Here is an 18071-nt window from a genome sequence, read left to right as displayed (position 1 = left end):
TCTTGAAGTAGCGCCTTCAAAAACGGCTTTAGATGCTTCTAGACCGTCTTTAATACGTTGGTTGATACTTTCTACCATAACGACCCCATTCAATACCGCTACACCAAATAAGGTAATAAAGCCAACGGAGCTTGGTACAGACAAGTATTGTCCAGATAAATATAAGGAGAAAACTCCGCCAATTACAGCAAGCGGCACGTTGACCAATATCAGCATAGCTTGACCAACAGAACCAAAGGCAAAGTAAAGTAGTAGTGCGATTAGTGCTAACGATAAAGGTACAACTATAGCTAACCTATTTTGAGCACGTTTTTGACTTTCGAACTGGCCGCCAATCGAAACAGAATAACCTGAAGGTAAGTCAACCTTTTCAGCAATTACCGTTCTGATATCGGCAACCACGCTTCCCATATCTCGATTTTGTACATTTGCTTGGATAACGACTCTTCGTTGTACATCATCGCGTCTAACTTGTGGTGGGCCTGACTCAAATGAGACTGAGGCTACGTCACCCAGCCGCACCCAAGCACCAGTAGGTGATTGAAGCCGAATATCAGCAATAGCTTCTTTGTTACTTCGGTACTCTTCCTCTATGCGAACGTAAATATCATAACGTTCATTACCATTGATTATTTGTCCGGCTTCAACACCACCAATACCATCACGCACAACCTCCATTATGTCACTCACAGACAATCCAAAGCGTGATAGTTCTTGCCTGTTAGGACTTATCACCAATTGCGCTTCACCAGCAATTTGCTCCAATGCAACATCCCTTGCACCTTCAATGTTTTTAATTGCTGTTTCTATTTCTTGACCTTTAGCCGCCAGTACCTCAAGTTCAGGCCCAAACAACTTTATCGCCAACTGAGCCTTAACACCAGATAGTAGCTCATCGACACGAGTCGCAATAGGTTGAGAAAAGTTGAGTAGCAACCCAGGGAATTCTTCTAAAGATCTCTCCATTTTTCCTTGAAGTTCATATCGATTAGATGCACTGGTCCACTCAGAAACAGGCTTCAACCCTATGTAAATTTCGATGTTATTCACAGGCTCTGGGTCTCCACCTATTTCTGCTCGACCAATTCGGCTTAATGCATAGGTTACTTCAGGGAAAGCCATTAGTTTTTCTTCTAGAATTGGTGCCACAGTGAGCGCGGTATCTAAACTGGAAGAAGGTGCAAGCGTTGCTCTTAAGTTTATCGTCCCTTCTTCTAACTCAGGTACAAATTCAGTACCAATTAATGGAACTAATGCAAAGGCAGAGAAAACTAATATAAGTGCGGCTGAAATGACTAATTTGGTGCGTTTTAGTGCGAATGTAAGCCCTTTTCTGTAGAGTTTGTCTAATGGCCTAAGAACAAAGCTTTCCCTCTCTTTTACACCTGACTTAAATAAATAAGTAGCTAAAGCGGGTACAACAAACAACGCAACCACAATAGCAGATATAACAGCTAAAATGATGCTTATTGCCATAGGTTGAAATAACTTTGCCTCAACACCTTCAAAGCTAAATAAAGGCGTAAATACGACTAAAATAATAGAAGCTGCAAAAAATACGGGACGAGCCACTTCTTTACCCGCATTTTGAAGACGTAACTTAATACCATGCTCATCTTGTTCTACATCATGTGGATCAGTATCAGCACTAGGCACTCTTTCTTTTACAGTTTTTAAATGGGTAGAGTCTGGTCTATTTAAATGCTTAAACATGTTTTCAACCATCACGACTGAACCATCAACTAGCATACCAATGGCTACGGCAATGCCACCCAATGACATAAGGTTTGCAGAAATGCCCCACCAAGCCATGATCATTAACGCGATACCAATTGAAATTGGAATAGATATTAGGACAAGGAAGGTTGCACGTATATTCATTAAAAATAGTGCTAATACAATACAGATGAAAATAAATGCTAGTAATAGTGCATCAACTACTGTATCAACGGCTTTTTCAATCAAATCAGCCTGATCATAAAATGGTTCAAAGCGAACACCTTTAGGCAATGCTTGATTAATCAATGGGATTCTTGCATTGATACCATCAATGGTGGCTTTAGTATTAGACCCCATGCGTTTTAAGACAATGCCAGAGACAACTTCACCTAAATTTTCGACTTTACCGTCTTCGGTTTTGCGCGTCATTGTGACAGCACCTTGACGAATTTCACTGCCCATTTCAACTTTAGCAATATCCGAAACCGTCACAACTGTCCCATCAACTGTTTTGACGGGAACTTGTTTGATATTACTAATACCAGCGTCACCACTTTCAAACCAACCTGCACCTCTAATAACAAGCTGCTCTTGCCCACGGTTCATATACCATCCGCCAACATTGGCATTGTTGTTATCTAGGGCACCAACAACGTCTTCTTGCGTTAGGTTATAAGAAAGAAGCTTAGATGGATCTACATTTACTTGGTACTGCCTAACAATACCTCCAAAGGAGAGTACATCAGTAACACCATCGACAGGCATAACGAGTAATTTTACTACCCAATCATTGAGACTCCTGAGTGCCATAGCATCATAGCCTGCATCTTTATCTGAAATAAGAAGGTACTGAAATACTTGGCCTAGCCCTGAGGTGTTTGGCCCCATTTCGGGTGTGCCGACACCTTCTGGTATCAGTTCTTTTGCGGCTTGAAGACGCTCAAATACAAGTTGTCTTGCAAAGTAAATGTCGGTGCCTTCTTTGAAAACAACCGTGACGCCAGACAAGCCTGTTTTAGAAATTGAGCGCACTTGTTCTACATCAGGTAAGGCATACATGACCGCTTCAATGGGGTACGTAATGAGTTGTTCAACTTCTTCAGCAGCTAGTCCTGGCGCTTCAGTATTTACAGCAACTTGAACATTAGTAACATCAGGAAAGGCATCTAAATTTAGTTTTGGTATAACCATAATTGCGCCGACAATTGTGGCAAACAGCGCAATCAAAATCAGGAGTCTATTATTAACAGACCAATCTATTATTTTATTAAACATAGTCTTGCTCCTTAGTGGTTATGCGGATCAAATCCGCCTTTAGCGATTTCAGAAGCAACAAAAAATGCGCCTTTGGTTACAATTCGCGTCCCACTATCAAGGCCAATGATTTCCCTAAAATCACCTAAGGCTCGGCCTAGTTCTACTTCTACAGCTTTAAATTCTCCAGGGTGGTCTTCGACAAATACGGTCCAATCACCATCTGCGCTGCGGATCAATGCTTCTTCTGGCACAGCCATCACTTTCTGCTTTGTGGCAAACTGAAAGTAAACTTTTACAAACATACCTGAATGAAGGTTATCATCAGCATTCTGTACCCCCAATCTAATAATTCTTGTACGAGTTACGGGATCAATTGTATGGGCTTCTTGGATAACTTTGGCATTGTAACTCTGGCCTTCTAATTTAAGTACCGCAGGAGAATCAATTGATAAATTTAGCTTTTTATTTGGAGAAACTTTTGCTTCAACCCATAGTTGTTTTTCATCAGCTAACAACATGACTGAATCCCCAGCATCAACACGTTGCCCTTGGATAAAGTCGTCTTGAAGCACGACACCTTCACGGTGCGCCGTTAATGCATATTGTCCAAATGCTTTAATGTCTTTGTTAGAAATACCATTTATTGCTTTTTCAGTTAACCCTAAAGCAATGAGCTTGCCATAGCTCGCATTGTATGTTGTTTCAGCTTGTAATAATCGACTTTCACTCACCGTCTTATTACCCAGCTTTTTTACACGTTGCCATTCGGTTGAAGCGATTAAATAGTCAGCTTGTGCTTGTGCCATTGCTTCACTAAATAATGTAACTAACTTCTGACCTATTTCTACATACTCGCCAAGCGCTGCATGGCGACTGATAATGACTGACTCTGTACGTGGTGATACCACATAACTTTTATAGCCATTAGCTTTTATTTCGCCAGGTGCATATACGGAGCTAAATTGATATTCAGGCTTAACACTTTCCACTTTAATGTTAGCAAGCGACATCTTCTTTGGATCAATAGTGATACCTTCTTCATGTCCTTCTTCTCCCTCTTTATTACCACCTTCATGGCCGTGCTCGTCATGGTCACCTTTATCTTCTTCATGTCCCTTTTCGTGTTCATGCTCATCTTGATGTTCTTTTTCTTCTTGTTTCGAAACGTTTGTGACAGAACCAGTTCCATCTGACGACTGTGCAAAAGCATCATGATTTGTAGTAAACCCAACTAACAGGCAGCTAATTACTACGGCTAAAAATTTTTTACTAATTACTGTATTCATTTTTGTAACCTATATTTTTAATAAATTTAAGATTTCGTTTTTCGCTACTGAAAAAACAAAGCGCTCAAATCTCAAATTTGGATAACTGACCCATACTTAAAATGAAGGATATTTCTGCAAGCTTGAATTGATTTTCCAAACGTATTCCTGCATGAAGCCCTTCCGCACGTTGATTTAATGCAAGTAAGTAGTCAGAAGTATTAATGTCACCAGCTTCCCAGCGCTTATTTAATAAGTTTTCGCTGCTATCTAATCTGCCTTTTGTCAGTTTTTGCCATTGCTCATAATATTTTTTACTGACAATAAGCGATTCATAATTAGCTTTTGCTTCAAATGACTGCTTTCGATAAACCGACCGAAAGTTAGCCTCTGCTGCAATTGCTTCTGAATAAGCGGCTTTAACAGTATCTGAATAGTTATTTCTGATATTTAAAGGCATTGAGAAAGTCACGCCAATCAAGTCTTCATCTCCACTTTTCCCTGCGTTAACTCCAATGGTTGGATTGGCTTTAGATTCCATAGTGGTTAGTTGAGCTTTAGATTGTTTTATCTTCCATTGCGCTCTAGCGAGTTTAACTTTTGGATGTTCCTCAACCCACTGAGAGTTAAATGAATAGTTTGTTGCTCCAAAAGTAAATGAAAAAAAATTGGTAGTATTAGGCGTCCAATCAGGCAATAACTCCTGAACATTTACCTCTGCATTTTTCAAAGCAATTTGCGACTCAGATATTTCACTGAAAACTTGGGACAAGTTTAAATAAACCAGTTCAGCGTCAAGTGGCTCTAAAAGTCCTGCTTTTCGCTTATCTTCAATAATTCCAACGAGCGTTTGTAATTGATTTTCTCTTACTGAAAGTAACTGAGCCACCTTTTTTGCTGCTTGCCAATTAACTATTGCAGTTAAAGCGTTAGCCTTTTTAGAATCGAGTAGAGATAACAATTGTTGCTGGTTTGCATAAACACCAATTTCACCAATGCTTTTATTTGCTGATTGCTTATCCCAAAAATCAATCGTTTGACTGATACCAATAGAATAATTATCAAAATCACCCTCTTTTTCATAGCTTGCTTCAAGCTCTGGGTTATATACGGCTTTAGTTAAGCTCTTGGCTCTATGATTACTTGCATTAAGTAACTCTTTAGCCGCAACAACTTCGGGATCTTTATTTATTTGACTATCTAGCCATGAAATACTTTTCTGTTTGGCATAAGTGGCAACTGAAAAACTCACAGCCATACATAAAGACAGGACTAAACCTGCATTTTTTAAATATATATACATAAAAATTCTTAATTTTAAAATTAATAAACACGAAACCTTTATCCATTATTAAAGGATAAATAGGTCATTAAAAATTAATCTAATTAAGAAATAGGCGGACGAAGTATCGCTTCAAGAAAGGTACTTGTTTGATCAATTTGATAAGGCGTTTTATTGATAATGTTTAGTTTGCCCGTGGTATTTGAATTACTGACTAAAATCCAAGATAAGTGGCTGCCACTGCAATGTCCGCAGTGATGACAATCTTTTTCATTATGCTGCTCATCACCTACATTATCATTTGAGACATTTCGATCATCTGCATGATCATGTTGAATTTGAAGGTGCTCTATATCTATTTGGTGATTCTCAGGTGTTGCGGATACAACAGCAGTTAACGATTGCAAAACAATCGAAACGACTAATAGTATTTTTAACGCAACATTGAATTTCAAAATAAACACCTACTTAAATATGAAAAATTATAATATCAAAAAAAGGTTTTCTAAACTAGCCATGCGCATGTTTTTCATGCTCGTCACGGCAAGTTTCTTGAGGAAACTCAAACTCAATGGTTGTATGAGATAAATTATAAGAAGAAAGTTCCTTAGCCACTTGTTGTTTTAGCCTAATTAATTTATCAACCTCAAAGTTATGGGCTAACTCTAGGTGAGCAGTTAATACGTGACTTTCCCCGTCTAATGACCAAAAGTGCATATGATGAATCCCATTAATTTCAGGTATAGCCTTTATCGCTTTTTCAATATTATTCTGCACTTCTTCATCAGGTGTAGCTTGAAGAAATAGTGCCAATGTTGTTTTCAGGTTTTTCAAAACGTTAAACAATATAAACAGTGTAAAGCCTATAGAAAGCAAAGGATCTAATATTGGTAGATCTACAAAAAGCAGCACGATAGAAACAATTAGGACTGCAACCCAGCCAAGTACGTCTTCAAGCAAATGCCACGTAAGTACTTTTTCGTTCAGCGTTTTACCCGCTTTTAGTTTAAATACTGCATACCCATTAACAGCAACCCCAAGTAATGCAAGACCCAACATTCCTTCAGCCATTGGCATTTCAGGATTAGATAATCTTGGTATTGCTTCAAATAGCACCCAGACAGAACCAATAACTAATACAATACTGTTAATTAATGCGCCAAACAGGGTAAGACGACGATAGCCATAGCTAAATCTATCGGATGCTTCTTTATCCGAGAAACGACTCAGTATCCAAGCGAATCCTATAGATAAACTGTCACCCAGGTCATGTACAGCATCAGCCATAATAGCGGTACTGTTGGTTAGCCAACCACCAATAAATTCGATAATAGTAAATGAAACATTAAGGAAAAATGTCCAACCTATACGGTCGTCTTTTCCATGCGAATGGCTATGGCTATGATTGTGCATTTTCCACCTCAAGAACTTTTAAATTTCTTACATTGACTACGTTAAAATTGATAAAGTGACGGATCACTCGTTGATACATCCAACGTTTGATTCCTGATAAGTTAGTTCCTTTTTCGAGATAAAACTCATCAGGGGAATTATAAACACCAAAATCATCATGAATACCTTCTTTTTGTATATAGGTATCTTGACCACGCCAATCTGTATCTGGCGAAGAGAAACACTTTGTTGCAACACCATAACCACAAAATTCGTTTTTTATTTGACTAAATTTGTGCTGTAGTGAACTTAAATATTGTTCATCTAATATAAAGCCTTCTAAGTTTATCCAACGATCCTTGAAATAAACTTCAATCCAACTATGAATGATATATTTAGGTGCTAACCAAAATACATAAGTTGGAATAGCTCCTTTTTGTAATCGCTGCTCAATAGTAAAGCCGTGAAAACGACATTGAATACCTAATCCTCGTAACAAAGCCATCAGCAAGTTACCCTTGGTATTGCATTGTCCGTAACCATCGGCTAAAACACTGCTTGCTGAAATATCATCACTCTCATTGTAACCAAATAATATTTCATCTTTAACAAATTGGTAGGCTGCACCAATTTTGTTGAAGTCATCGAGTTCTTGCCAATTACGCTCAGAAATTAATGATTGAATTGTAGAGTGTTCAAAATTTACTATCTTGGTTTTTTCTAGATATTTGCTATTCATTGATGTTTCCTTACTTTGAACAACCAAAGGTTGATTGTTTATCTTCATTTGGTGTTTAACGTGTTTTCTCAGCAACAGCTAATTCTTGTTTAGCATCGCTTAGTATTCGGTAAGCGCCTCGAAGAATTAACATTGAAATGATGCTACCAATGACGATATCAGGCCAACGCTGTTTCAGCACCATAACGAGTATGCCTGCGATAACGACACCAAGATTTGCAATTACATCATTCGCTGAAAATATCCAGCTAGCTCTCATATGTACTTCATCGTTGTTGTGCTTTCGAATAAGGATGAGACAAATCACATTTGCAACTAAAGCAACCATGCCTACGCCAATCATAAACCAAGAGTGAGGCTCACTTTCACCATACAGCCTTCTAGCAATATCCATTAGAATTAGCACGCCTAACCCCAGTTGGAAATAGCCACTCACTAAAGCAGCATTAGCCTTATGTTGGATTGACTTTCCCACCGCGTATAGTGCAATTGCATAGACGATTGCATCCGCTAGCATGTCTAACGAATCTGCAATTAAAGCCGTTGATTCTGATAACCAACCAAAGCCAATTTCAAAAACAAACATCGAGGCATTGATAGCCAGAAGCCAATAAAGCACCGTTTTTTGCTGGTTATCTTTTAGCTCAACTTCACACCCACAATCGCTCATTTTCATCTCCGATTAACTTGTATGCTCTAACTATAAATCCTATAGTGACTATAGGGTCAAGTTTATTTGGAAATTTTATGAAAATTGGTGAGTTATCGAAAACATCGGGGTATTCAGTACAAACCATCCGATATTATGAAAAGGAGGGCTTGCTGTCAGATCCTGATCGCACTGAAGGGAATTTCAGGTTGTATTCTAATAAGGCATTTAAAGAGCTAGAGTTCGTAAAGCATTGTCGAAGTTTAGATATTCCGCTTAATGATATTAAGCGACTCATTGAATTAAAAAACAAGCCAGAGGAGAGTTGCTCTAGTGTAAATGCATTAATTGATCGGCAACTAACTTTAGTTAATCAACGAATGAAGGAATTGAATGCACTCAAAAAAGAGTTAAAACTAATGGCAAGCTCTTGCGGGTCTGACGGTACAATTGAAGTCTGTGGCATTATCAAGTCATTAGATAGTTGAACTAAATATAACTTTAGATTAGTAGTATTCACAAAGGCAATAATGAAAACCATTGGCAAATTAGCACAATCATTAAATTTAAATGTAGAAACCATTCGTTTTTATGAACGAGAAGGACTGATTACACAACCTGAAAAACCAATATCTGGTTATAGACAATATGACGAATCAATAGCAGGACAACTTAGGTTTATCACAAAAGCCAAAGCGCTCGGCTTTACGTTAAGAGAAATAAAATCGCTAATGTCTATGGACAGCAACTGCGCTCAAGTTGAGCTATTAAACCGACAAAAGTTAGCAATCATTCGAGACAAAATTAATGACCTTCAACGTTTAGAGAAAGTAATTGTGGGTATGACAAATACCTGTATGCAAAACGAAGATCCAACACATTGCCCCATAATTGACTCATTAAAATGATTGACTCCGTACTTGTATACGGAGTTTAGAATGATGGTAATATCAACCAATAGACTTTCAAATGATAAATAAAATATTAGACAGAGTAGGCTCTAGTGGCGTTTGGCTAGCGGCACGGCCTGCCTCCCTGCATTAAGGTCACTTGCATCGGCATTAGGACTAGGCTTCTTCTCTCACTTCGAAGGAATAGCTGTAAATACGCTTTTACCTATTTTTGCATCTTTGGAACTATTGGTAAACTTATACAACTGGCACAAAAATAAAAACCATACCAGAGCTGTCTTCAGCATTCTAGGGCCTGTAGCAGTGCTATTAACGCTTTATCCTCTTTGGCTATATGATTGGAGCACATACCTATTTTACTTTGGTATTTGCTTAATGGTCGTTATGTCGGTTTTGGATATCGTAAAACCAGTAAGGGAGCAAACATGCAACGTATGGCTAATTGCCGTCGTTGAAACGATTAACGGTCAATGTCTGCTTTTCGCTCTTTTGAGGCATTCGCCTAAACACGTTTTGGGGCATAAACAAGTTACGCTTGAATAACCTCTCAAGACACATATGCGACTGTCAGGCTTGTTTTAATCACACGAAGCTAATCTGATGACTTACCGTTTGAATCTACACTTTAATACTCCTAATTGAGCCTAAGCTCGTGCAGCTTACTTTACTATTGCGAATTCAGGACCTATTAGCATATCTTCAGGATCTAATGCATTTGGGTTATAGGATGAGCTTTTAATCACCTCATAAATAACAATATCTTTAGCATCTTGTTCAAAAGGGTTTTTTAACTCCAATGGCTCTTTGTCATTAAAAAAGTCGAACTTTTCATAAGCAGTTATAAAATGTTTATTTTCAAGATACTCGTTACAACTCAATGCTAATTTTAAAGCTTCTGATAGTAGGTGTTTGAGAGCTCTATTCTGCCCTCGACATGCAGCAAATAACGCCATTGTGGTATGCCTATTTTCAAGCTTGGGAGGCGTATCAAATGGCATTTTCTTAGCTAACCCCATCAAATATTGGCGAAAGTACTTGCTGTCATTTTTTAGGCTAAAGTATTCAAGTTTTCTTTTTCTAACTAAGCGAGAAGCCCATTGTGGTTCTTCAGCTATTTTTGCAGCCCAAGGCATACCAACCAGTACTATTGGCACTTTGGCTTCTTCACTAACAAACTTTAATGCATTCGCAATTTGTTGCCGCTCTTGTATGCTTTTAAACTCTATTAACTCCTGAAACTCATTAATGATGAGTAACTCAACTTGAGCTTTAATTAAGCTTTCTACAAGTTTTTTAGTAAGGTCTGTTTTATAACCTCGTTTTTTAATTTGGCTGCTTCCAAATAGCTCCAGATCTACAAGCATTTGGATTAAAGTTGCATCTAAGCCTTTCCCCCTAAATATACGACTTATTAGCACTGGCATAGTGTTCCGACTATAAGTTTGTGTAGCTAGAACTCTTTTTTTGTAGTGATTAATGGTATGGCTTTTTCCAACTCCTGTATCACCAATTAATAGCATACACTGTTGGTCTGTTTGGAATTTACGGTTTAATCTCAGCTCATCAAAGTCATTAAAAATTGTTTTAATTTGCGTGTGCATAACAATGCAATTGCTAAAGTTGTGCGACTGTTCTATCTGTATTTCTGTTAAGGCATTCATTCAAATGCCTCTAAGTCATCATCCCAATCATCAAATAAATCGTTACCTATATTTTTTTGTACTGGGGCTGCACTTTTTTCAGAAACCTTAATAGTGCCCGTTCCTGTATTGCTTACATCAGCTATTTGAGCTTGCTTTTTGACAGTTGTTATTTTTGCTTTAGTTTTTGATTCAATGAAAGCTTCTTGCTCTTGTTTTACTCGCTCATGAATAGCCATGCGTGCTTTAGCTAAACCCAAACTATCTTTAGACTCCCGAATGATTTCCCTGTTAATTTTTTTTATTGTTTTATGTTCATAGATACTTAACCCGTCCGTATAGCCGGTAGGGTCTGTACACGGTACTTCTAGGTAGCTTTCCAGCTCTTCTAAGTAAACATAAATTTTTGAAATATCATCAGGATCAACTTTAATAAGTTTTTTTATAGTTTCTTTTGTTTGTGGATAATGTTTACGATAATCAGCCAAAGCTGTTGAGTCATACATTAACTCTTGATATTTAATACCATTTCTCGTTAAAGTTCTTGAGTCGGAGATGCGCATTAACATATCAAAGCGCGCTTCTTCTTCTTCACTCATAGTTAAAGGGGGGTATGCATCAAACCCTTGTTGCCAACGTTTAATTGGGATTCGAGTTTCACGTGAATTACTATCTTGATGATATACATCCACGATCCACCGGTGAAATTCTTCAACAAAAGTTGAGAAGCGCATAATTGCATCTTTCTCAGGTTTATATTCTTCTTTTTCTAAAATATTTGAAAATGTCTTCCCTGGTAATTCAGGTAAGAAATATTCATTAATCACCCCAAAAAAACGCTCTATAAAGGGTTTTAACCAAGGCTTGCGTACAGGGTTATATTGGATATTTACTCCTGCTGACTGACAAGCATGCTCTAGGTTTTTAGACCAAAACTCAGCACCATTATCTACAACTAAATTTTCAAATTTACCAAAGCAAGGCCAATCATTTTGTAGTTCTATATTCAGAGCATCAAGAGACTTTGGCTTAATCGCATGAGTAATAGCCTTAGCCGCAGATACATATGAAGGAGATTTATAGCTAAGATGAAAACCAAGAACACAGCCACTAAATACATCAATAAGTAATGTTAGGTAAGGTCTTCCTATAGGGATAAGTAACTCATCATCAAGTAGGATTAAATCAAGTGGTGTATGATCAATCTCTACACGCTCTAATATTCTTGTAGGGGGTACGTGCGCAGCGCAGTAAGCAAACCATTGATCTGCTTTAAATTTACCATGCCTTGCGACCGCTACTGCATATGGGGGTATTGCTTTGATTCTTTTATTAAAGGCATTGTAGGATATTATTGGAATCTTGCCTTCAACAATACTCTCATTTTCAATAACAATAAGGTCTTTATAGTACTGATATGCAGTTGCTACAGTAGGTCTTTTAGCATCTAAAAATCGTTCTAATGCTTTATCAAAAAACTTATCATCCCCTTCTATACGGTTGGTTCTGTTTCCCATTTTATGGTTTTTATCAGCAAGGGAGGCAATATCACCGTTGCTTTCGATGTATTTTTTACGCCAACGAGCAACAGTTCGCCAATTTGGCTGAACTTCATCACTCCCTTTAAAAAGCTCATCTAAAATAGGATCTAAATTTCGTTGGGTCCACCCACGTGAAAGTTTTTTATCTATAGAACTAATTAGCTTATACCTTTGTAGCGCTTGGTTTTTAAAGGTATCTGGAAAGGTATCCAAATCACGCTTGATTAAGTTGGCATCATCTAATTTGACATATTGTTTGGGGGTTTGTGGCTTTAATGGAGTTAGTGATCCATCAAACTCATTAAAAAAGTCAGTCATAGTCTAGCCCATAAAGTTGGATTATTAGTTAAATTATCATGCCCTAGGTCAGCTTCAATCAGCCCTTTATGCATTAGCCCAAAGACGAAGGATCGTGTTTCACCAATAGGTAAACCAACCTGAGAGCTTATATCATTTAGCTTAATAGCCCCTGACTTATGAATGAAACTGAGCAACTCATTTTGAATGCTACTTATACCGTAAACACCTGAATATCGGTGTAATAATTTTAAGTTGTTTAATATTGGGTTTACCCTAATTTGCCTATCAGTCACGAGGATAAGATCAATTCCCATTTTTAATGATGCAGCCCTTTTGGCAGCAAACTTTGCTCTAAATAATGGAGAAGTGATTTTTGAGTAGGGTTTATATTCGTGGTATTTTTGGGTTTTATCTGTATATGAAATAAGTGTATCTGGTGTGTAAGGTAAGGTTTTACCCATAAACTCATATTTAAAGCCTTCAGGCTGACTTCCAAAGCTCTCTATCAAGTCGTTATATTCATGATGAAAACATACATCAAACTCTAATGTACTTTCACACATAATTACATTACTAACTTTAGTGCTAGCAAATTTGAATACATTTTTATTCGGAGAAGGCTTTCTTAAGTTACGTATATACATGAGTAAAATAACCATTTTCATTAATTTAGTACGCATACTATACAAACAAAAAATAACTATGTCACTCTATGGTTAAATAAAATAACAAGCCATTGATTATACTAAACTTAATTTTTAAACCTCACTTTTAAATGGGTTTTTATGTCAAAGTATGGTTTAATTATGTCACGGTATGGTTGTATTATGACAAACTATGGTTTCAGCGACATCCTTAAACCCGATCAACACTCGTAATAAGGGCCTTTAAACCATGGCCGCTTTTACATACACATCAAAACGGTTCTTTTTAGTTTTAATTTGCATACTGGGGGTTTTGTCATTTAAAAACGGGGCGTAATCAGGGCGCTTAACCACCACTCGCTTGCTAGCAAGTGGGTAGGCAAATTCAAGTAAATCATCAGCGTCGGTATCTGCACCTACTAACTCTTGAAATACTCGCATTTCTTTTTTTACTAAGGCTGACTTTTCACGGTGTGGGAACATAGGATCTAGATAAACCACATCGGGCATGCTTTCACATTGGGCAAGTAACGTGTGGCTGGAGCCAAACACTAAGCTCATATTGTCTTTCATCCAAGGGCCAATTTCACTGTCGCTGTAAGCTCTGTTTAAACCATCGGCCAGCAGTGCAGCAACCACCGGATGACGCTCATGTAAAATAACCTTGCACCCTAATGATGCTAATACAAAGCCATCGCGGCCCAAACCTGCGGTTGCATCAAGTACTACAGGCGTTGCCCCTTTATTAAGACCAACCGCTTTTGCAATAGCTTGCCCCTTACCGCCACCAAATTTTCGCCTGTGAGCGGCTGCTCCGGTAACAAAATCAACATTAATGGCACCTAATTTAGGTTCATCAGTTTTAAATAAACTCAGCCCTGTATCGTCATAGTGCAGGCTAAAACCTTGGCTATTTTGTTGCCAATTTACTAAACCAAAACGCGTTTCTAATTCATTTAAATACGGGCGACACTCTTTAAAGGCACACTGAATAACCACAATACACTCCGACGATAAAATACCGCCAGAGTATATCAACCAGCGAGCTTAAGCGCACTAAAATAGCTCTATGTCAGGGTCTTGGTCATTTGCCGGCTCAATGTCTTCAACTTTATGGCGTAAACTCTGTAAAAACTCATTGCGGCTTTGTGTTACTTGCTCAAACTGATATTTTATAAACGCTAAATCGCTATTGGCAGACACCAGTAACTGCATAGTATGTTCGAGCTGCGATATACATGAATCAATATCGGCGGGGTTTAAATTATTCTTTTGAAGCTCAATAGCTGTATTTAATGCCTCTAGTTGTGTACAAAACTGCTCTGCTACATTACTTTGCGTGATATTTTGAGCATTAAACTGGCTTATTATATCTTCCAGTGCCGTGCTAATTTGTTCAGCTTGCTGGTAATTTTTTTCGTTTCTTTCCATAGTAACGACCTTCTCATTGGTAACCTCTAAAATATGAGGAAACAAATCTTTATAACGCCCATATTTTTCGCTGTCATCGACAGGCATATTTTTAACCAGCAACGATAGTTTTGGGTAATTAATGATAGTGCTCTCGCCTATATCAACAAACCGCTGTGCATCTTTATGTTGCGCCAATAACTCCTGCACTAGTGGGCATACACCACCTTGTAAGCTGTAAAATTCACTTTTATGTTGATACCAAAATACAACCACTACATCCAAATTAAGAGGAGTAAAAAACCCTAAGAAGAACTCACTCAACGTTTGTAAGCTGTTGGCATGATAACTTTGTCCAACGTAGCGCATAATTCGACCCATATCTCCCGACTCGGTCATCGCCATTGCAGCCGTTTTATTGGCTTTGTTTATGTCGCTTTCGAGTTTGACGCATTGCTGGCGATACGCATAAAGTATTTTAATACGTGCCATTAGCTCCTGTGCATTAAACGGTTTCATTATGTAGTCAGACGCACCAACGCTGTAACCTTTCACTCGGTCGATAAGCGCTTCTTTTGAAGAGAGAAACATAACCGGAATATCTTTTGTATCGGCATTTTGTTTTATTTCTTGGCAGACTTGATAACCCGACTTGCCCGGCATTTCTATGTCGAGAAGGATAATATCGGGTTTATGTTCGTTTATTAACCTTAGCCCCTCTTCGCCTTCTTTAGCATGAAGAAGTTTACAAAACCCAGCTAGAGACTCTTCAATAATAAGGTGGGTTAATTTATCGTCATCAATGGTAAGTACTAACTTTTCCATACACAAATCCGTTTAGTTGAGTATGCTTAGAGCATAGTACGGCGTGCTGAAATTACTAACGTTTATAACCTATTATCTAAAAACAATAAAAAAAGCGCCTAAAAGGCGCTTTTGTTAAATTTAATAAACGACATATTTTTAAGCTGCTATACCACTGTGGCGAAGTAACGCATCAACACGTGGCTCGCGGCCTCGGAAGTTTTTAAATAATTCCATAGGCTCTTCACTGCCGCCTTTTTCTAGAATATGCTGCATGAAGGCTTGCCCTGTTTGTGGGTTAAAAATTCCTTCCTCCTCAAACTTAGAGTAAGCATCGGCTGATAATACTTCAGCCCATTTGTACGAGTAATAACCGGCGCTATAACCACCCGCAAAAATATGGCTAAACCCATGCTGAAAACGATTGAACTCTGGAGCGTGAACAACCGATGTACGACTGCGCACATCATTTAATACCGACTGAATTTGACACGGCTCGCCCGTGACATAATCGTTATGAATTTTAAAATCAAATAACGAAAACTCAATTTGACGCAGCATTTGCATGCCTGAGTTATAGTTTTTAGCGGCCAATAACTTATCAAGCAATTCTTTTGGTAATGGCTCGCCGGTTTCAAAATGGCCCGAAATAAAGCTCAGCGCTTCTTCCTCGTAACACCAGTTCTCTAAAAATTGACTTGGTAGCTCTACGGCATCCCATGCTACGCCATTAATACCTGCTACGGGAGCAGCATCAACTTGAGTCAGCATGTGGTGAATACCGTGGCCAAACTCATGGAATAAAGTCGTTACTTCATTATGGGTGAACAAAGCTGGTTTATCGCCTACCGCTTTATTAAAGTTACATACTAAGTAAGCTACAGGGGTTTGTAACTCGCCATTAGCGCGTACCTTACGACCCATACAATCGTCCATCCACGCGCCACCGCGTTTGCGATCGCGTGCGTAAAGATCTAAGTAAAAACGTCCTCGTAGCGTGTTATTGCTATCAACAATTTCAAAAAAGCGCACATCTTTATGGTACGTATCAAAGTCGGTTACTTCATTAACACTAATGCCAAATAAACGGTTAACCGTTTCAAATAAGCCACTTAACACTTTATCAGCAGGGAAATATGGGCGTAGTACTTCATCTGATATTGCGTATTTTTCTTGTTTTAGTTTTTCGCCATAGTAGCCAAAGTCCCACGCTTCTAATTCTGTAATTCCGTGTTTTTGTGCTGCATACGCTTTGAGTTCTGCCACTTCTTGCTCTGCTTGCGGCTTAGATTTAGCGGCTAAATCTTCTAAGAACGAAAACACTTGCTCTGGTGTTTCAGCCATTTTTGTTGCTAATGATTTTTCAGCGTAGCTTTTAAACCCTAATAACTGCGCAAGCTCATGGCGAAGTGCAAGTGCTTCTTTCATTATCTCTGAGTTATCAAACTCACCCGCATTTGGGCCTTGATCAGATGCGCGTGTGCTAAATGCGGTGTAGGTTTCTTTACGAAGTTCACGGTTATCAGCGTAAGTCATAATTGGCAAGTAAGATGGAAAATCAAGCGTAAATACCCAACCGTCTAGCTCTTTACTTTTGGCTGTGTCAGCAGCAAGCGCTAGTGCAGACTCGGGGAGTCCGGCTAGATCGGCTTCATCAGTAATGTGCTTGTGCCACGCTAAAGTCGCATCCATTACATTGTTACCAAACTTAGATGAAAGCTCAGATAAACGCGCACTAATATAGCCGTAACGCTTTTGATCTTCGCTCGCTAATGCAATACCCGACAATTTAAAGTCACGCAAGGCGTTAGTAATTGATTTTTGTTGTGCTGTGGTGAGTGATTTAAATTCGTCACTGTTGTGCAAAGCATTATACGCTTCGTATAAACCTTGATGCTGACCGACAAACGTAGAGTACTCAGAAATAAGCGGTAAACACTGCTCGTATGCTTCACGCAGTTCGTCGTTATTCATAACAGAATTTAAATGAGAAACAGGTGAAAATAGTCGCGATAGTTTATCGTCGGCCTCTTCAAGTGGTAACACTAAGTCATCCCACGTGTATGACTTTTTCGCGAGTACGTCATCGATGGCTTTTCGACAATTTGCTATTCCGTCTTTAAGTGCCGGTACTACAAATTTAGGCTTAATTTTAGAAAATGGTGGTAAGCCTTCAAGGCCAATTAGTGGGTTGCTCATAAATACTCTCTTTGCGTTAATGCATTTCATTTTTAGATTGGGTCTAAAAATTAAAAAACAACATACTTTTATTAATCTAGCTATTCAAAAGCCATTAATAACTACTTTTAGGCGCGGTAATAATGAAATGCCTACAGGTAATGCAATCTAAAGCGAGCCCGGTTACGTACTGCAGATATTCTGTTTGGTACTGACTTAGCGTGTCGCTTTATATCGATACAGCTGTAAATTTGAATGTTTTTTTACTTAACATAGGTCATCTAAACACTCTTTATTTTTAAAACTTAATGTTATGCTTGTGCGCATAAAACTCAACGCC

At 38.4% G+C, this 18071-nt stretch carries 16 protein-coding genes; 3 read left to right on the top strand and 13 right to left on the bottom strand.

Annotated elements, in window-relative coordinates; genetic code table 11:
* From BCG07_RS03910 to BCG07_RS03880, 7 genes are all read right to left on the bottom strand, one after another.
* Positions 1–2994, bottom strand: a 2994-nt coding sequence (locus BCG07_RS03910) for an efflux RND transporter permease subunit (protein ID WP_286888782.1), incomplete at its 3' end; no start/stop codon positions are given.
* An 11-nt stretch (positions 2995–3005) separates the two neighbouring features.
* Positions 3006–4262 (bottom strand): efflux RND transporter periplasmic adaptor subunit, encoded by a 1257-nt coding sequence (locus BCG07_RS03905; protein WP_002962258.1) that lies wholly within the window; start codon positions 4260–4262, stop codon positions 3006–3008.
* A 64-nt stretch (positions 4263–4326) separates the two neighbouring features.
* Positions 4327–5544 (bottom strand): TolC family protein, encoded by a 1218-nt coding sequence (locus BCG07_RS03900; protein ID WP_286888779.1) that lies wholly within the window; start codon positions 5542–5544, stop codon positions 4327–4329.
* Positions 5545–5627: 83 nt separating this feature from the next.
* On the bottom strand, positions 5628–5987 hold the full coding sequence (locus BCG07_RS03895) for a hypothetical protein (protein ID WP_235190303.1): 360 nt from the start codon (positions 5985–5987) through the stop codon (positions 5628–5630).
* Positions 5988–6033: 46 nt separating this feature from the next.
* A complete protein-coding gene (locus tag BCG07_RS03890) occupies positions 6034–6936 on the bottom strand; it encodes a cation diffusion facilitator family transporter (protein ID WP_004588886.1) in 903 nt (300 codons plus the stop codon).
* Positions 6923–7654: a transglutaminase-like domain-containing protein gene (locus BCG07_RS03885; RefSeq protein ID WP_004588887.1), complete on the bottom strand. Its 732-nt coding sequence runs from the start codon at positions 7652–7654 to the stop codon at positions 6923–6925. The genes BCG07_RS03890 and BCG07_RS03885 overlap by 14 nt, the downstream gene beginning before the upstream one ends.
* A 55-nt stretch (positions 7655–7709) precedes the next feature.
* A complete protein-coding gene (locus BCG07_RS03880) occupies positions 7710–8324 on the bottom strand; it encodes a cation efflux transmembrane domain-containing protein (RefSeq protein ID WP_004588888.1) in 615 nt (204 codons plus the stop codon).
* A gap of 77 nt (positions 8325–8401) precedes the next feature.
* Between BCG07_RS03880 and BCG07_RS03875 the strand changes: the two genes are divergently transcribed.
* The 3 genes from BCG07_RS03875 to BCG07_RS03865 all read left to right on the top strand — a co-directional run bounded on the left by BCG07_RS03875 (position 8402) and on the right by BCG07_RS03865 (position 9757).
* A complete protein-coding gene (locus tag BCG07_RS03875) occupies positions 8402–8791 on the top strand; it encodes a Cd(II)/Pb(II)-responsive transcriptional regulator (protein ID WP_004588889.1) in 390 nt (129 codons plus the stop codon).
* Positions 8792–8833: 42 nt separating this feature from the next.
* Positions 8834–9211: a MerR family transcriptional regulator gene (locus tag BCG07_RS03870; RefSeq protein ID WP_004588890.1), complete on the top strand. Its 378-nt coding sequence runs from the start codon at positions 8834–8836 to the stop codon at positions 9209–9211.
* A 102-nt stretch (positions 9212–9313) separates the two neighbouring features.
* Positions 9314–9757 carry a MerC family mercury resistance protein gene (locus tag BCG07_RS03865; protein WP_286888775.1) on the top strand — a complete coding sequence of 148 codons (444 nt, stop codon included), beginning with the start codon at positions 9314–9316 and terminating at the stop codon, positions 9755–9757.
* A gap of 116 nt (positions 9758–9873) precedes the next feature.
* On the opposite strand, the gene BCG07_RS03860 is transcribed toward BCG07_RS03865, so the two are convergent.
* The 6 genes from BCG07_RS03860 to prlC form a co-directional block, all read right to left on the bottom strand.
* On the bottom strand, positions 9874–10815 hold the full coding sequence (locus tag BCG07_RS03860; protein WP_286888785.1) for a TniB family NTP-binding protein: 942 nt from the start codon (positions 10813–10815) through the stop codon (positions 9874–9876).
* A gap of 56 nt (positions 10816–10871) precedes the next feature.
* Positions 10872–12713, bottom strand: coding sequence for a TnsB C-terminal domain-containing protein (locus tag BCG07_RS03855; protein WP_286888774.1), 1842 nt, complete (start codon positions 12711–12713; stop codon positions 10872–10874).
* Positions 12710–13375, bottom strand: coding sequence for a TnsA endonuclease N-terminal domain-containing protein (locus tag BCG07_RS03850; RefSeq protein ID WP_235420579.1), 666 nt, complete (start codon positions 13373–13375; stop codon positions 12710–12712). Before BCG07_RS03850 ends, BCG07_RS03855 begins: the two co-directional genes overlap by 4 nt.
* A 207-nt stretch (positions 13376–13582) precedes the next feature.
* Positions 13583–14338: a class I SAM-dependent methyltransferase gene (locus tag BCG07_RS03845; RefSeq protein WP_006793133.1), complete on the bottom strand. Its 756-nt coding sequence runs from the start codon at positions 14336–14338 to the stop codon at positions 13583–13585.
* 57 nt (positions 14339–14395) lie between these two features.
* A complete protein-coding gene (locus tag BCG07_RS03840) occupies positions 14396–15574 on the bottom strand; it encodes a response regulator (RefSeq protein WP_286888773.1) in 1179 nt (392 codons plus the stop codon).
* 138 nt (positions 15575–15712) lie between these two features.
* On the bottom strand, positions 15713–17752 hold the full coding sequence (prlC, locus tag BCG07_RS03835) for an oligopeptidase A (RefSeq protein WP_286888772.1): 2040 nt from the start codon (positions 17750–17752) through the stop codon (positions 15713–15715).
* Positions 17753–18071: the final 319 nt, after the last annotated feature.

The sequence above is a fragment of the Pseudoalteromonas sp. ESRF-bin5 genome (genome assembly GCF_002632075.1).
In the GTDB taxonomy this organism is placed as follows: domain Bacteria; phylum Pseudomonadota; class Gammaproteobacteria; order Enterobacterales; family Alteromonadaceae; genus Pseudoalteromonas; species Pseudoalteromonas marina.
This window is presented reverse-complemented; position numbering and strand designations above follow the sequence as displayed.

Excerpts from the sequence above, each read along its gene's own strand:
- BCG07_RS03905 (WP_002962258.1), bottom strand. The coding sequence starts at position 4,262 with ATGAATACAGTAATTAGTAAAAAATTTTTAGCCGTAGTAATTAGCTGC.
- BCG07_RS03900 (WP_286888779.1), bottom strand. The coding sequence starts at position 5,544 with ATGTATATATATTTAAAAAATGCAGGTTTAGTCCTGTCTTTATGTATG.
- BCG07_RS03890 (WP_004588886.1), bottom strand. The coding sequence starts at position 6,936 with ATGCACAATCATAGCCATAGCCATTCGCATGGAAAAGACGACCGTATA.
- BCG07_RS03885 (WP_004588887.1), bottom strand. The coding sequence starts at position 7,654 with ATGAATAGCAAATATCTAGAAAAAACCAAGATAGTAAATTTTGAACAC.
- BCG07_RS03880 (WP_004588888.1), bottom strand. The coding sequence starts at position 8,324 with ATGAGCGATTGTGGGTGTGAAGTTGAGCTAAAAGATAACCAGCAAAAA.
- BCG07_RS03875 (WP_004588889.1), top strand. The coding sequence starts at position 8,402 with ATGAAAATTGGTGAGTTATCGAAAACATCGGGGTATTCAGTACAAACC.
- BCG07_RS03870 (WP_004588890.1), top strand. The coding sequence starts at position 8,834 with ATGAAAACCATTGGCAAATTAGCACAATCATTAAATTTAAATGTAGAA.
- BCG07_RS03860 (WP_286888785.1), bottom strand. The coding sequence starts at position 10,815 with ATGCACACGCAAATTAAAACAATTTTTAATGACTTTGATGAGCTGAGA.
- BCG07_RS03855 (WP_286888774.1), bottom strand. The coding sequence starts at position 12,713 with ATGACTGACTTTTTTAATGAGTTTGATGGATCACTAACTCCATTAAAG.
- BCG07_RS03850 (WP_235420579.1), bottom strand. The coding sequence starts at position 13,375 with ATGCGTACTAAATTAATGAAAATGGTTATTTTACTCATGTATATACGT.
- BCG07_RS03840 (WP_286888773.1), bottom strand. The coding sequence starts at position 15,574 with ATGGAAAAGTTAGTACTTACCATTGATGACGATAAATTAACCCACCTT.
- prlC (WP_286888772.1), bottom strand. The coding sequence starts at position 17,752 with ATGAGCAACCCACTAATTGGCCTTGAAGGCTTACCACCATTTTCTAAA.